We start from the raw sequence: 13,470 nt of genomic DNA on the forward strand, positions 1-13,470 counted from the left end.
AGCACAGCCAACGACGTGTAGAGCGTGACCAGGTATCGGGCAATCGCCGATTCGTTGATGCCGGTGAACCGCACCGACAAACCCGGCGCCTGCTCGCCGACCAGGCCGGGCTGGAACAGCCCCACGACGCCCTGGCGCTCCTCACCGATGCGCACCAGGATGAACTTCGTCTTGCTCTTCTCGACCGGCACCTTGTCCGACGGGATGATCGGGATCCCGCGCCAAGTGATGAACTGCGCGCCGAACAGGCTCACCACCACCGGCGGGACGCCGCGACGGGTGGCCTCGCGACCGAACGCGGCGACGCCGAGTGGGTGCGTCAGGAAGAAGCTGGGCGTTTTCCAGACCTTGGTGATCAACGCGTCGAGGTCATCGGGCGTGGGAGCAGCGGCCAGCGTTTTGATTGTCTGCTCGGGCGTCACCTGCGCGAGCAGACCGTACTCGGGGCTGTTGACCAGCTCGAACTCTTGGCGCTCTTTGATCGTCTCGATGGTCAGCCGCAGCTGCTGCGTCACCTGGTCGTGCGGGCTGGAGTACAGGTCGGACACCCGGGTGTGGATATCGAGCAGCGTGGAGATCGTCCGCAGCGTGTACTCGCGAGGGTTGGTCTCGTAGTCGACGTACGTCTCGGGCAGCGGCTCCTCAGTACCGACGCCCTCGTCAGCGTGGATCGCGACCTGCTCCGGGTTGACCACCCGGTTGACCCGGTAGATACCGGCTTCCACCGGCACCCAACTGAGCAGATGGAGCAACCAGCGCGGGGTGATCGTAGAGAGCTGCGGAACAGTCTTTGTTGCGTTCGCGAGCTGCCGCGCACCGAGATCGCCAAGCGCCTGAGACTCGTTTTGGGCCGAGGTCATCGTGGTCCTTCCGTCTTGGTCGAAAAATGAGGCGTGTCGGGCCAGTGACGGCCGACTGAGAGCGCCGCGCCGAGCCTAGGCAAGTGTAAAACTCACCAAGATTTTTTCAACGCGTTGGGGGGGCGAATATGGCCAAAATAAGCCCGCTCAAAATCATGCCTTATAGTGAAGTGCATGCAACAGCCTGCACCGCTGCGCTTTGTCCCGTCGCGCTGCCTCATCGTGCTCTGTTGTTGTTGTTGTTGATTTCCTGACGCCCATCTGACGTTCAAATCGTCGCGCATTTATCCCGCAAGCGGGCGGCCCTGCCAGACCTTGCGGCGAGACCGAATCGCGCACGATTGCACTCTCCCAGGAAGATCAACCAGACCCATGACTGTGTTATCCCTACCCGCGCCGACGCAGGTGACGTCCCGCCGACGCGTCCTCGTCCGGCCGGCGAACGAACTTCCCCGGATGACCCGCTACCGGGGCGGAACCTATTCGCACACGGTGGACAGGATCGTGTTCACTGACGGCACCACCGCGCGCACCGACCTGATCAGGCTCAACCCCAACCTGGACGCCTACTCCCTGGACTTCACCGGTATCGCGCCACACCTTCCGTCGCGCTATCAGCTGGGGACCTGGTCGGCACTGCCCCACCTGCGCGGCCGCGGCCGCGAGGCCCAGATCGGCTGGATTCTGCGCCATTCCTTCCCGATCATTACGGCCGCCGAATTGAGTCGGCAATTACGCGCCGCCGGCTATCCGTTGGGAGCAGCCAACATCAGCGACCACGAAGCCATCGCGGCGACCCAGGCCGCGATCTGGTACTTCACCAACGGCCTGGCTCTGGACACCGAGCCACTCAACGTTCCTGTCGCGGTGAAGAGGGGTCCCGGGCCGGTAATCACCTTTGAATTCGACGGCCAACCCCAACTAGGCGGCTATTCGGTCTGGACCACGTCGGATGACCCTGTCAGCCTGCGATTGCAAAAGTCAGCCAACGGCGTTGACTGGTATGACGTTTCGGGTTCACAGCTGATCACCGATCCAGCCAAGGGCCGCTACCAACGCGCGCTGGGTGTGGGCAGCACCTTGTCGTCGAGTCGCCACGGCCGCCGTGGGCGCGGCTTCCGCTTCTACCGACTTATCGCTGCGGCCCAGAACGGCGCACCCGGCATCGGTCATGTCGGTTTCTGGCTCACCGGCACCCGGCACTACCGCAACGCGGACCGGGTGGTGCACCTCTACAACTACTTGCTCACCGGGGCGAGCACGGTCCTGCGCGAAGCCGCCGAACCACGACTCGTCGCCACTCACGCAGTTGCCGAACCCGGCCTGGTCGGTCCATTCCACGTTCGAATTCCCCTGACGCTCAAGGTAACCGATGGTCACGCGTTGGTCGATGCGGACGGCGCAACGATCGATGGGGCACTTCAACCGGGTAGCGACTTCTACGTCCGACCGGCGCCGGGCACTACGGCGACCACCTTGACCGCAACGACAGCGCACAACGTCGCCGGGCGGGTGCTGACTGGAGTGGCGTTAGAGGGGGCGCCACAGCGATTCACACCGGTCGCCCTGGCGATACCCGCTGACGTTGCAATCCACTTCGACATCCGCTGGGATGGCGACTGTGAGCATCGCTGAGAACATCACACAACTGATCGGAAGCACGCCCCTGGTCCGGTTGAACCGGGTCACCGACGGCGTAGACGCGGATGTTGTCGCCAAGTTGGAATCGTTCAACCCAGCGGCCAGCGTGAAGGACCGCCTTGGGGTAGCGCTGATAGACGCGGCCGAGGAAGCCGGTCTGCTCAAGCCTGACACCATCATCCTCGAGCCGACTAGCGGCAACACCGGCATCGCGCTGGCGATGGTCGCCGCGGCGCGCGGATATCGACTCACGCTGACCATGCCCGAGACGATGAGTGTCGAACGGCGGAAGTTGCTGCTTGCCTACGGCGCCGAACTCATCCTGACCCCGGGCGCCGAAGGCATGCCCGGCGCTATCGCAAAGGCCGAGGAACTGGCCAAAACCGACCAACGGTATTTCGTGCCACAGCAGTTCGAGAATCCGGCCAACCCGGCGATTCACCGCAAGACCACCGCCGAAGAGGTGTGGCGCGACACCGATGGCAAGATCGACATCTTCGTGTCGGGAGTCGGCACCGGCGGGACCATCACCGGTGTCGCGCAGGTCATCAAGGAACGCAAGCCTTCGGTACAGTTCGTGGCCGTCGAGCCGGCCGCGTCGCCGGTGCTCTCCGGCGGCCAGAAGGGACCCCACCCCATCCAGGGCATCGGCGCAGGATTCATCCCACCGGTTCTTGACTTGGATCTGGTCGACGAGGTCGTCACCGTCGGCAATGACGACGCCATTAACTTGGCTCGGCGGCTGGCTCGCGAAGAGGGACTGCTAGCCGGTATTTCCTCGGGTGCGGCCGCGGTGGCTGCGCTGCAGGTGGCCCGGCGTCCCGAAAACGCCGGAAAGCTCATCGTCGTTGTGCTTCCCGACTTCGGCGAACGGTATCTGAGCACGCCGCTGTTCGCGGACGCGACCGAGTAGCCCATGCTGACGGCGATACGCCAGGACATCCGGGCCGCCAAGGAGCGGGATCCGGCCGTCCCAACCACGCTGCAGGTCATCTTCGCCTACCCGGGCGTGCATGCCATTTGGGGCCACCGGATCAGCCACTGGCTGTGGAATCGCGGCGCGCGAGTGGCCGCGCGGGTTTTTGCGGAGCTCACCCGCATCCTGACCGGCGTCGAGATCCATCCCGGCGCGGTCCTGGGTAGCGGCCTGTTCATCGACCACGCGACCGGCGTGGTGATCGGGGAAACAGCCGAAGTGGGCGACGACGTCACGATCTTCCACGGCGTCACACTCGGCGGCACTGGCGCAGATACCGGCAAACGCCACCCAACTATCGGTGACCGCGTGATCGTCGGCGCCGGAGCCAAGATCCTCGGCCCGATCAAGATCGGCGACGACAGCCGGATCGGCGCGAACGCCGTGGTGGTCAAGGAAGTCCCGTCGAGCAGCGTGGTCGTCGGGGTTCCCGGGCAGATCATCAGCCGCGCCAGGCCGGGCACCGGGGACGACTCGATGCCTGACCTGGTTGGCGTCAGCCTGCAGTCGTTGCTGACCAGGGTGGCCAAGCTAGAGGCCCAGGCCAATACCCCGCAGACTGGCCGAGTCATCCGGCCACCTGAAGCGGGCGTTTGGCACGGCGAGGATTTCTCCATCTGATGCGCCGTCAGGCGGCGCCGGCGGCCTGCCAGGCTCCGTAGCCGCCCACCAGGTCCGATACATCATCGAAGCCCGAAGCGCGAAGTACGCTCGCGGCCACCAGCGAGCGGTAACCGCTAGCGCAGTAAGCGACCACCGGTGCCGTCTGATCGAGGCTCGCGATCGAATCGGTCAGTGCCGGCAGCGGGATCTCCCGTGCTCCGGGGATGACACCGTCCACCGTCTCACCAGGGTTGCGCACATCCACGAGCTGCAAACTGGGCTGCAGGCTACGCAGTTCGGCTAGCTGCCCGCCGGTCAGACGGGTAGCGGTCTGGATAAGATCTGGCAGCTGCGTGAAAACGCTTGGCAAATTGCGTAATTGACCAATGACCCGGTCGAAACCCACCCGGGCGAGACGGGTCTTGGATTCCTGCGCAAGCGCAGGATCGCCGACCAGGACGATGTCCCGATCGGGCGCCAGGACGATACCGACAGATTCGGCGAAGCGCCCGCGCAGGCCAACATTGACCGCACCGCGTAAGTGACCGGACGCATAATCGGCCGGCTCCCGGCTATCCAGCAGAATGGCCCCTGCCCGGGCATGTGTGCAGACATCGTCGATGTCCATCAGGGCCGATGCATTTCCGTCCAGCAGCGGATGTTGCTCACGGTTGCGGAGCGAGTCGAACTCGAAGTACCGCGGTCGCGGGGGCTGGTCCTCGGTAAGCGCGGCGACGAACTGGTCGGCGTCGATCACCTGTAGCGCATAGTTGGTCCAGCGCTGCTCACCGATTGTTGAACTGGTTTCGCTCGACAGCTGCTTGCCGCACGCCGATCCGGCCCCGTGCGCGGGAAAAACCCGCGTAGCATCGGGCAGCTTCAGAAGTTTGTCGTGCAGCGACCCGTACAGCGTCCGGGCCAACGTCTCCGCCGACAGGCCGTTGTCCGCCAGCAGATCCGGACGCCCCACGTCGCCGACGAACAAGGTGTCGCCCGTGAGCACCCCGTAGGGCACCTCATCGTCGGCATTCTCGTAGACCACGATGCATATCGACTCGGGAGTGTGCCCCGGTGTCGCGAGAATCTCCAAGGCGACTTGGCCCAGCGAGATCCGCTGGCCGTCCCGCAACGGCTCGATCGGGAATTCGACCTCGGCGTCTTCGCCGTAGCTGATCAGCGCCCCGGCGGCGGCGGCCAGCTCGAGGTGACCGCTCAAAAAGTCGGCGTGGATGTGGGTTTCGATGACCCTTTCGATGCGCAAGTCATGTTCGGCCGCTTCGCTCAAGTAGTCATCGATGTCGCGACGAGGGTCGACCACGACCGCACGGCCGGTGGTCTCATCCCCGATCAGATAAGACCCTTGCGACAAACAGTCCAGATAGTGCTGCGTGAAGATCATCTTTTCGCTCCCCACCGTTTAGACAACCTCTCATTACACTGTCGCGCATCCTCGGAGGGCCCGCTGCGTCGGCCGCGATGTCTTATTGGCGGTTACCGCCTCGATTGCGCAGAACGGGGCGGTCTTGCGAGGGGTAGCGTCCATCAGCGACTTGAAATCACGGTGAGTCTGATGCTGGCCTTTCGGCGGGTCGGTCCTCTCGCGGATCGAGTTCATCGAATGAGTGGATCCAACGATGCGGGGGGCACGGGGAATTCGGCTCCCCGGGGCGGTCGACACCGACTACCGACCAACCGGCGGCGAGAGCGGCGTCGAGCTCGTCGGGATGGTCGGACAGAAAGAGGATCCGATCGGGAGCCAGTCCGATTGCCGTGGCGATCTTTTCGTAGGACGATCTTTCGCCCTTGGCCCCGGCGGTGTTGAGATCGAACCAGCCGCTGATCAACGACGCCAGCTCACCGCCGCGAGCCTTCGCGAACCAATCCTGTTGATTGCGAACCGAACCGGATGAGAATACGTGTAGCGCGATACCGGTATCGTGCCAGGCAGATAGCGCCGCCGGTACGTCGGCGAAGAATTCCCCGCGCAGAGCGCCGCTTCGGAAGCCTTCCGCACAGACCAGGCCTTGTGCAGTTTTCAGCGGTCCGGCTTTGATGTCGGAATTTAGCCAATCGCAGAGGATTTTCGTCACTTCAGCCGGGCTGGCGTCGGGTTGCTCTGCCAATAACCGTGTTTCGGCAATCAACGGATCCGCGGCACCGCCAACGTTGTCAGCCAGCCACTGGCCAAGATGCTGCCGGGTGTAGCCATAAAGCTTTTCACGCACTGAACTGGTCGGGCTGGTGGTGCCCTCGATGTCGATGACGATCACGGCGATCACGCCGCCACGAGCTGATCGAGCGTCGGGAAGCGTTCACCGATGGCATCGCCAGTGAAGTCGCCGATCCAGCCATCCTCCTCTTGGAAGAACCGGATCGCTACGAAGTCGGGGCGAGCGCCCATGTCGAACCAGTGCCGGGTACCTGCCGGCACCAACAGTAGGTCGCCGGCTTCGCACACCACGGCCAGCACTTCCGGCTCCAGATGCAGATAGAAGCAACCGCGGCCGGCGACGAAGAAGCGCACCTCATCCTCTGCGTGGCGGTGCTCTGCGAGAAACTTCGAGCGAGCGGCGCTGGCCTTGTCACGCCAGCCGGGGTCGTGGTCGTCGGGCTGCATCGCGGCGACGTCGACGTACTTGTAGCGGCCATCGCCATTGAGTGCGTCGACGCGGTCAGCGTATTCGGCCAGGATCTGGGGGGGGGGCGGCCTGCGTGTATCGAGACCGGGCTCGATCGGCCAACGGTCGAAATCGATGTCCCGGTTGGCGAGTTCAGCGCCGATCACGGCCGCATTGTCGGTGCGCAGCCGCACCTCGGTCGCATCGGTTTCGGCCATCACCTGCAGCAGTGTCATTTCGGTTCCTCCCGGCTATGACGATGGCGTCGTCAGATCTCGCGGCGGCCGGTCAGCGTCGCCAACTCGCACATCGCCTCCAGGCACTCCGCGCGGTCACGGGCCTGGGCGAGGTCGGCGCCCCAGGCCGTAATCCCGTGGCCGGCGATGAACAATACCGGTGGGGCATCGGGGTGCTCAGCCAGGTATTGCTCGATGTCAGCGCCGATGCGCGAGACGTCGGAGTGATTAACAAGAACCGGGATGTCGATTGTTTGTGCTGCGCCCAGCCCTTTGATCAGCTCGTAGCCACTGAACCGAAGCGCCCGCGACGCGCCGACGGACTGAGCGGTCGCGTGCGGTGAATGTACGTGGACCACGGCTCCGGCGTTCGTGGCTCGGTAGATAGCGGTATGGATGGCGGTCTCCGCCGATGGGCGGCGGGTGCCCGACACCAGCTGGGAGTCAGCAACGGTAACCCTCACCGTGTCACCTGCAGCGAGCTCGCCCTTGGACAGCCCGCTACCGGTGATCACCGCGTCTCCCTCGGTGCGTACCGAAATGTTGCCAGCGGTGCCCGGCATCCAGCCTCGCGCATACAAACTGCGGGCGATATTGGCAATCTGTTGCTCCACAAGGGTATTCGTGTTGGCAGTCCTTCCGACCGCGCCGTTCTCGGTGATGACTGCGGTGATGAGTTCCGGCGGGGTGACGTCGAAGGCAGGGTTGAAGACAGCGGTGCGGTCGGGGGCGGTGGCGACACCGCCGACATGAGTGATCTCGACTGCCGCCCGCTCTTCCACGACGATCTCATCTCCGGTCGCCGTAGCGAGGTCGCGAGTCGACTCGGGGGCGACGACGATGAACGGGATGCCGTGCCTATGCGCGGCCAGCGCCAGGGCGTAGGTACCGATCTTGTTGGCGACCGAGCCGTCGGCGGTGACGCGGTCTGCGCCCACGATGACGCAGTCGACCTGCCCGGAGGCCATCGCCCAGGCCGCGGCGGAGTCGATCGTCAGCCGATGCGGGATACCTGCCTCGGCCAGCTCCCATGCGGTCAGCCGGGCCCCTTGCAGCAAGGGCCGCGTCTCGTCGACCAGCACGTCGGCGACCTTGCCGCGGGCGTGCAAGACCCGCAGCGCGCCGAGTGCGGTACCGAATGCCGTGGTGGCCAGCCGCCCGGTGTTGCAGTGGGTGAGAATGCGCAGCGGCCGATCGGGACATAGCCGCAGCACCAGATCCGCGGCATGGGTGGCGCAAAGCCGGTTGGCATGAGCATCCTCGGCCAACATCTGCTGGGCCTCGGCGAGCACCGCCTCCGGGCCCTCGGGCACCTTGGCCAGTGCCCGCTGCACGCCCCATCCGAGATTCACCCCGGTGGGCCGGGCCGACGCGATCCACGCCGCCTCTAACGTCACCTTCTCGGCATCGCCGGCGTGCGCGAACGCAGCCAGCGCCACACCGAAAGCGCCGGCTACCCCGAGCGCGGGCGCACCCCGAATGGCTAGGGTCTTAATCGCGTCAATGAGCTCGTCGACGGTCGTGATCCGCAGCCGCCGCAACTCCTGCGGCAGCGCGCGCTGGTCGATGGCTAACAACGCGCCATCAGCCTAGGTTATCGAGCTTTCTGCAGGATGCTCAGATCGCGACCCAACCGATGTCACAACCCACTATCAAAACGCGGCCCGGGCCCGGTGACCAGGGTTTGACTCGACCAGACTCGATACCCGATGAAGCGGACGAATCGTCGACAGGACAATCGCGCCGATGTGGACGATGATGGTCCGATGCGAGTGCCTCTGATGCTTGCCACCGTCGCCGCCGTCGTCGGTTTCGCCGTGCCGGCGCTGGCCGACCCTCCGCCCGGCCCCGTCCCCGACGATCCCGTTGCCGATGCAAACTTTCTGGACTCGCTGAACAAAGCGGGCATGACCTATCGCAGCGGGCCGGACGCCGTCGCGGCCGGCAGAATGGCCTGCAACATGATGATCTCGGGGCGATCGGAAATGGACGTCGTCAATGAGCTGTCCGTGCGCAATCCCGGTTTGAACAACGGCGGCGCCATGAGATTCGCAGCACTTGCATCGAGCACTTACTGCCCGGACTACTTGAGTAAGTCGAGCGTGCACACCACCCAGCCGCTTATCCCCGGTCTTGGTCCCCGGCCACTAGGCCAGTGAGAGACGCTTGCTCCCCCGCCTGGACTCGAACCCCAACCTGTGACGTCGGCGGCTGATCCCAGCATCAGCTGATCGACCGTCCTAAACCATCTGCACCACAGCAGCTTTGGAGCCACCCCACCCTGGCTCGGGGAGAAGGCTCCCGGTCACCGTCCGCCCACCGGCCAGGACCATCGTCACTTCGCCGCTGGTGGGCCGAGAGGGCTGAGCTGTGCTTCCGGTCACACCGTGAGACTGAATCGCCACGGCCGGGCGTTGCGAGCGGTGAAGGTACCGCGAAATTGGAGGACACGATGCTAGCGCTACTAGTCATGGTTATTGGGATTGCCGTGATGGCTCCCATTGCCAGCCGCGCGCATGCCGCTGTGCTGTGGCTCATCGGTGGAGCGGTCATGACCGCCGCGATGATCCTCATCTGACCTAGAACCCGCCAAAAATCCGCCTGGCTGCCGGTCACTGTCGGCCGGAACCCGGACACTGCATCAGGGGACCGGAAGAACCGTCAAGACGGATGACCCGGGGAATGACGGCGAGCATTCATCGAACTAGACTCTCAGTTCATGGACGTAGATGGCGTCCCGCCCGAGAAGACGGCACCCGCAGCGCCCTCGGAGGAGACCGAGGCCATCAGCGCTTGGTCGCGTGGGGACGACGCGCCCGACGTCGCGCCCTTCCGGCCATCCCGATCACGCAGCGCCCTCCTGTGGTCTGTTGCCATCGGCCTGGCGCTGGGGACGGCCGGTGCCGTCGCTTGGTTCGGGGTGACGCTGTACGGGGAGCGGGGTATACCTGCCGCCACCGCCGAACCACCGTCACCGAGCACCGAGCCGCCGCCGCCTCCCACGCCTGACCAGCAGTTTCTTACGTCGCTGCACCAAATCGGCGTTAACCCTGAAGCGGACGCCGCCGCACTGATCGGGGACGGCCACCACGTCTGTCAGGAACTCGGCCACCGCGAGCCGTTCAACGAGGTGGTCGCGGACATCCAAGCCGGGGCTTGGGTTAATTCCAGCCAGGCGAATATCGAAACGTCTCGGGAGTTCGCCATGGCCGCCATTGACGTCTACTGCCCGCAGTACCAGGCTGGGGCGCCCCCGCCGCTGCGCATCCCGCCGATGCTGCTCAACCCAAAAGGTTGACGCGGCTGGGCTTCGCCTGCGGTTGACGGCAAATGTTGATCTACCCCCCAGGGGTATGCCGGGGAAGGCACGCCGGTCACCATCCCGCACCGGCCAGGACGGCTATTTGCCGTCTCCACGGGTCAGGACTCTTGCTCCCCCGCCTGGACTTGACTTAGACGGTCTACCACCTTCTCCGCTACGGGCATACCAGCGAAATTATGCTCCTTAGCTGCTACGACACGTACCTTTCCCTCTGGACAGCAATGGACACAAGATGCCATGCTGAGACGCCTATAAGGCACACAGGGGGCACACGAAAGGTACGTCTGGGATGGCCGGTAAGAAGGGTCGACGCGGCTGGGGCAAGATTCGCCAGCTCCCCAGCTCGAAGCGTTTCCAGGCCAGCTACATAGGACCGGACACGGTGCGCCACAAGGCCGACCATACCTTCGGCACCAAGATCGATGCCGAAGGCTGGCTGTCCAACGAACGGCGCCTGATCGAACTCGACACCTGGACGCCTCCCGCGCTGCGGAAGGCCGAACGCCACGCCCAAGCGGTCAGTCTCGGCGAGTACGGGGCGGAGTGGATCGCGCAGCGGACCACCCGCGGTGGAGAACCCTTGAAACCCAAATCGAAGGCGCATTACAAATCGCTGTTGGCTGACTACATCAAACCGCTGGCCAAGATCCCGGTGAAGAACTTGACCCCTCAAGCCGTGCGCGCCTGGTATGCGGCCACCCTCCCCGACAAGCCGGTGATGCGGGCACACGCCTACGGCTTATTGCACGCGATCCTGGCCACCGCGGTCACTGACGGGTTGATCCCGGCGAATCCGTGCCAGATCGAGCGGGCGATGAAGGCCGCGCGCAAACACGAACCAGTGATCCTCGACGTGGATGAAGTCGCCAAACTGGCCGATGCGATCAAGCCTGATCGTTTCAGGGCGTTCATTCTTATCGCCGCCTGGTGCGGCCTCCGACGTGGAGAAATGTTTGAGCTTCGTCGCAAGGACATCGACAAGGCCTGTCAGGTCATCACCGTCGCCCGGGGCGTGACACATGTCGGCGGCTGCCACATTGCCACGCCGAAGTCGGGTAAAGGTCGGGCTGTCGTGGTGCCTCCGCATATCCGAGGAGACGTCAAGCAGCACATGCAAACCCATGTCGCCGACGATCCCGAGGCACTGTTGTTCCCACCGGCCCGCGGAGGCTGCCACCTGAACGACAAAGTATTCCGTGAGTACTTCAATGCCGCGCTGAAAAGCGTTGGCCGCGAAGGCGTCCACGTCCACGATTTAAGGCACTTCTGCGGCACCCAGACGGCTCGCGTCGGCAACCTGGTGGAGACCATGGGCCGGCTGGGCCACTCCACTGTGCAAGCGTCGTTGACCTATCAGCAGATCGTGTCGGGTCGCGACGCCAAGATCGCCGAGGCGCTGTCGGAGCTCGCGAAGGGGCCGCGGTGACAGAAGAACCGCAGTGCGCTGATCACGGGCACACCTTCAGCGAGTTCGGCTTCGTGTGCACCGATAAGGGCCAGCACCGTCGATATCCTCTGCTCCGAGCGATGGTGCGGCCAGAATCCGACGACCTGATGCCGCTGGCCGAATACACGTCCTTCCGTCCTGCCGGGCGTGAATCGACCTTTGGGGCTTCGGATTACGACGAGTTCTACTGCGCCGGGTGTGGCCGCAACACCCGCGTCATGCACCAGAAGCTCATGGCGACCATCCGTCGACTCCAGGAAGCTGGAACCTCCGAGTTAGACATTTCGCTGTTGCCGTTCTGATGTCGACGAGTCCAGCACCGTCCCGCCTCGGCTGGTAAAGTCAAGTCAGGTTCACTAGTGGACCGCTGGACCGGCGTCAGCAGGCCGATGGCCTTGTACAGCCGGATTTTTGCCCGCTCTCTCCGGTGGGTGTCCTTGGGATGCTCATCGGAGGAACAATGGCAAAAGCTGCCGAGCCCCCACGCCGTTTCAGTTCAATTGATCGCGCTGCACAACTCGCCAGCGTGTCGACCAAGACCATCCGGCGACGGATCGCCGATGGATCGATCACCGGCTATCGCTTTGGTCCCCGCGTCATACGTGTTGATCTCGACGAAGTCGAGTCGCTCTTCAAGCGGATGCCAACCGCTAAGTGCTGGGGGCAATGACAGATGCCCGCACACGAAGAAGCCCTCGGCCAGGCAACCGAGGGCAGCTCCAATAGCACTTATGAGGGCATCAACCTCGGCTTCCATGATACCGCGCAGGACTACACCGATCACGGGGACTGCACCGCCTACCGTGGCCCCGATGGCAGTCCACTGAACGAGAACCACGCCAAAATGCTTGCAGCGTCGGGCATCCCACCCGAACACGCGGTGGCCCGCGGATACGAAACCATCGTCGACTCCCGGCGTCTCGCAGCGATAGGCATCGTCAAGGCCGCCCGCGGTCGCGTTCCCGGCCTGCTGATCCCGCTGTTGCGGCGCGACGGGTCCACCTGGGGATACCAGTACCGGCCCGACGACCCCCGGCTGCGCGACGACAAACCCATCAAGTATGAGACGCCGTGGGAGCAGCGCAACGGGCTGGACATACCGCCCGGTATGGGAGACCTGCTCGACGACCCCTGCGTGCCGCTCTGGGTCACCGAGGGCAGCAAGAAGGCCGACTGCGGCGCGCAGTACCAGCTGTGCATCGTCGCGCTGATGGGCGTCTGGAACTGGCGGGGAACCAACGACATGGGCGGCAAGACCGCCGTCGGCGACTGGAATGACATCGCGGTCAACGGACGGCGCGTGCCAGCAGGCGCCGATCGCGATGGGACCCCACGCGCCGGAAGTATTGACCTACGAGCTGGTGCGCACCGTGCTGCGCGACGCGCGCTTCATCACCGCACGGGGCCTGGGACTACGACCACACACCGACCCCGGCACCCGATCAGCCGTGGTCGGTGCGGCCGGACCCGTTCAGCACTTACCGCCCGGCATGGAACCCGGTTTCGATCGCGTAACGCCGACCAAAGACACGAGTAGTGGGCTACTCGTGTCTTTCCGGTCGCAGGCTTCGACACTGGGACGCAGATAGGCCAGGTAGGTGGTGATGTGATGATCTGGCCCACGGACGAACCACGCGAGCGGCTCACCAATCCTGGCTGGACAAACCGTTGTGTCGTACCGGCGAAGCGGCCAGATCCGTCCGGCACCGGGCACGGTGCAGACGCCGCACCTGGCAACGCCGCGCCCCGCCGCAGACGACCCCAACC

The 13,470-nt window shown here is 64.5% G+C and carries 14 protein-coding genes and 1 pseudogene; 10 read left to right on the forward strand and 5 right to left on the reverse strand.

Translation table 11 applies throughout. The features are described from left to right. The coding region (locus tag ACLQI9_RS10715) for a family 2A encapsulin nanocompartment shell protein (protein WP_442391664.1) at positions 1–860 on the reverse strand (860 nt) is incomplete at its 3' end. A gap of 372 nt (positions 861–1,232) precedes the next feature. Between ACLQI9_RS10715 and ACLQI9_RS10720 the strand changes: the two genes are divergently transcribed. The 3 genes from ACLQI9_RS10720 to cysE are packed head-to-tail and all read left to right on the forward strand — an operon-like array spanning position 1,233 to position 4,098. Continuing rightward, positions 1,233–2,495: a TQXA domain-containing protein gene (locus ACLQI9_RS10720; protein ID WP_442391665.1), complete on the forward strand. Its 1,263-nt coding sequence runs from the start codon at positions 1,233–1,235 to the stop codon at positions 2,493–2,495. Then, the gene (gene cysK, locus ACLQI9_RS10725) at positions 2,482–3,414 is read left to right on the forward strand and encodes a cysteine synthase A (RefSeq protein ID WP_442377861.1); all 933 of its coding nucleotides are present in this window, start codon (positions 2,482–2,484) and stop codon (positions 3,412–3,414) included. Before ACLQI9_RS10720 ends, cysK begins: the two co-directional genes overlap by 14 nt. Before the next feature lie 3 nt (positions 3,415–3,417). After that, positions 3,418–4,098, forward strand: a complete 681-nt coding sequence (cysE, locus tag ACLQI9_RS10730) for a serine O-acetyltransferase (protein ID WP_442377858.1) — start codon at positions 3,418–3,420, stop codon at positions 4,096–4,098. Between the two features lie 7 nt (positions 4,099–4,105). Here cysE and ACLQI9_RS10735 read toward each other — a convergent pair whose 3' ends face one another. The 4 genes from ACLQI9_RS10735 to mtnA all read right to left on the reverse strand — a co-directional run bounded on the left by ACLQI9_RS10735 (position 4,106) and on the right by mtnA (position 8,511). After that, complete coding sequence (locus ACLQI9_RS10735) at positions 4,106–5,479, reverse strand: MBL fold metallo-hydrolase (RefSeq protein ID WP_442391666.1); 1,374 nt, start codon at positions 5,477–5,479, stop codon at positions 4,106–4,108. Positions 5,480–5,636: 157 nt separating this feature from the next. Next, entirely contained in the window at positions 5,637–6,359 is a 723-nt protein-coding gene (mtnC, locus tag ACLQI9_RS10740; protein WP_442377855.1) for an acireductone synthase, read from the reverse strand. Further along, complete coding sequence (locus ACLQI9_RS10745) at positions 6,356–6,934, reverse strand: 1,2-dihydroxy-3-keto-5-methylthiopentene dioxygenase (RefSeq protein WP_442377853.1); 579 nt, start codon at positions 6,932–6,934, stop codon at positions 6,356–6,358. The genes mtnC and ACLQI9_RS10745 overlap by 4 nt, the downstream gene beginning before the upstream one ends. A 32-nt stretch (positions 6,935–6,966) precedes the next feature. Then, on the reverse strand, positions 6,967–8,511 hold the full coding sequence (gene mtnA, locus ACLQI9_RS10750) for an S-methyl-5-thioribose-1-phosphate isomerase (RefSeq protein WP_442377852.1): 1,545 nt from the start codon (positions 8,509–8,511) through the stop codon (positions 6,967–6,969). A gap of 189 nt (positions 8,512–8,700) precedes the next feature. Between mtnA and ACLQI9_RS10755 the strand changes: the two genes are divergently transcribed. The 7 genes and pseudogenes from ACLQI9_RS10755 to ACLQI9_RS10785 form a co-directional block, all read left to right on the forward strand. After that, positions 8,701–9,093, forward strand: a complete 393-nt coding sequence (locus ACLQI9_RS10755; RefSeq protein ID WP_442377850.1) for a DUF732 domain-containing protein — start codon at positions 8,701–8,703, stop codon at positions 9,091–9,093. Positions 9,094–9,386: 293 nt separating this feature from the next. Beyond that, positions 9,387–9,512: a hypothetical protein gene (locus ACLQI9_RS10760; RefSeq protein ID WP_442377848.1), complete on the forward strand. Its 126-nt coding sequence runs from the start codon at positions 9,387–9,389 to the stop codon at positions 9,510–9,512. Between the two features lie 141 nt (positions 9,513–9,653). Further along, positions 9,654–10,232, forward strand: coding sequence for a DUF732 domain-containing protein (locus tag ACLQI9_RS10765; protein WP_442377846.1), 579 nt, complete (start codon positions 9,654–9,656; stop codon positions 10,230–10,232). A 313-nt stretch (positions 10,233–10,545) separates the two neighbouring features. Beyond that, positions 10,546–11,682, forward strand: a complete 1,137-nt coding sequence (locus ACLQI9_RS10770) for a tyrosine-type recombinase/integrase (protein WP_442377844.1) — start codon at positions 10,546–10,548, stop codon at positions 11,680–11,682. Beyond that, the gene (locus tag ACLQI9_RS10775; protein WP_442377842.1) at positions 11,679–12,005 is read left to right on the forward strand and encodes a hypothetical protein; all 327 of its coding nucleotides are present in this window, start codon (positions 11,679–11,681) and stop codon (positions 12,003–12,005) included. Before ACLQI9_RS10770 ends, ACLQI9_RS10775 begins: the two co-directional genes overlap by 4 nt. Positions 12,006–12,163: 158 nt before the next feature. After that, positions 12,164–12,373 (forward strand): helix-turn-helix transcriptional regulator, encoded by a 210-nt coding sequence (locus ACLQI9_RS10780; protein WP_442377840.1) that lies wholly within the window; start codon positions 12,164–12,166, stop codon positions 12,371–12,373. 438 nt (positions 12,374–12,811) lie between these two features. Continuing rightward, positions 12,812–12,949 (forward strand): annotated as a pseudogene (locus ACLQI9_RS10785) (DUF3854 domain-containing protein); the annotation flags it as partial. Between the last annotated feature and the right edge of the window lie 521 nt (positions 12,950–13,470).

This window comes from Mycobacterium sp. (assembly GCF_052143115.1).
Classification (GTDB): Bacteria; Actinomycetota; Actinomycetes; order Mycobacteriales; family Mycobacteriaceae; genus Mycobacterium.

What these genes read in the sequence shown, in the direction of transcription:
- ACLQI9_RS10720 (WP_442391665.1), top strand. Translation starts at nt 1,233, where the DNA reads ATGACTGTGTTATCCCTACCCGCGCCGACGCAGGTGACGTCCCGCCGA.
- cysE (WP_442377858.1), top strand. Translation starts at nt 3,418, where the DNA reads ATGCTGACGGCGATACGCCAGGACATCCGGGCCGCCAAGGAGCGGGAT.
- ACLQI9_RS10735 (WP_442391666.1), bottom strand. Translation starts at nt 5,479, where the DNA reads ATGATCTTCACGCAGCACTATCTGGACTGTTTGTCGCAAGGGTCTTAT.
- ACLQI9_RS10745 (WP_442377853.1), bottom strand. Translation starts at nt 6,934, where the DNA reads ATGACACTGCTGCAGGTGATGGCCGAAACCGATGCGACCGAGGTGCGG.
- ACLQI9_RS10755 (WP_442377850.1), top strand. Translation starts at nt 8,701, where the DNA reads ATGCGAGTGCCTCTGATGCTTGCCACCGTCGCCGCCGTCGTCGGTTTC.
- ACLQI9_RS10760 (WP_442377848.1), top strand. Translation starts at nt 9,387, where the DNA reads ATGCTAGCGCTACTAGTCATGGTTATTGGGATTGCCGTGATGGCTCCC.
- ACLQI9_RS10765 (WP_442377846.1), top strand. Translation starts at nt 9,654, where the DNA reads ATGGACGTAGATGGCGTCCCGCCCGAGAAGACGGCACCCGCAGCGCCC.
- ACLQI9_RS10770 (WP_442377844.1), top strand. Translation starts at nt 10,546, where the DNA reads ATGGCCGGTAAGAAGGGTCGACGCGGCTGGGGCAAGATTCGCCAGCTC.
- ACLQI9_RS10780 (WP_442377840.1), top strand. Translation starts at nt 12,164, where the DNA reads ATGGCAAAAGCTGCCGAGCCCCCACGCCGTTTCAGTTCAATTGATCGC.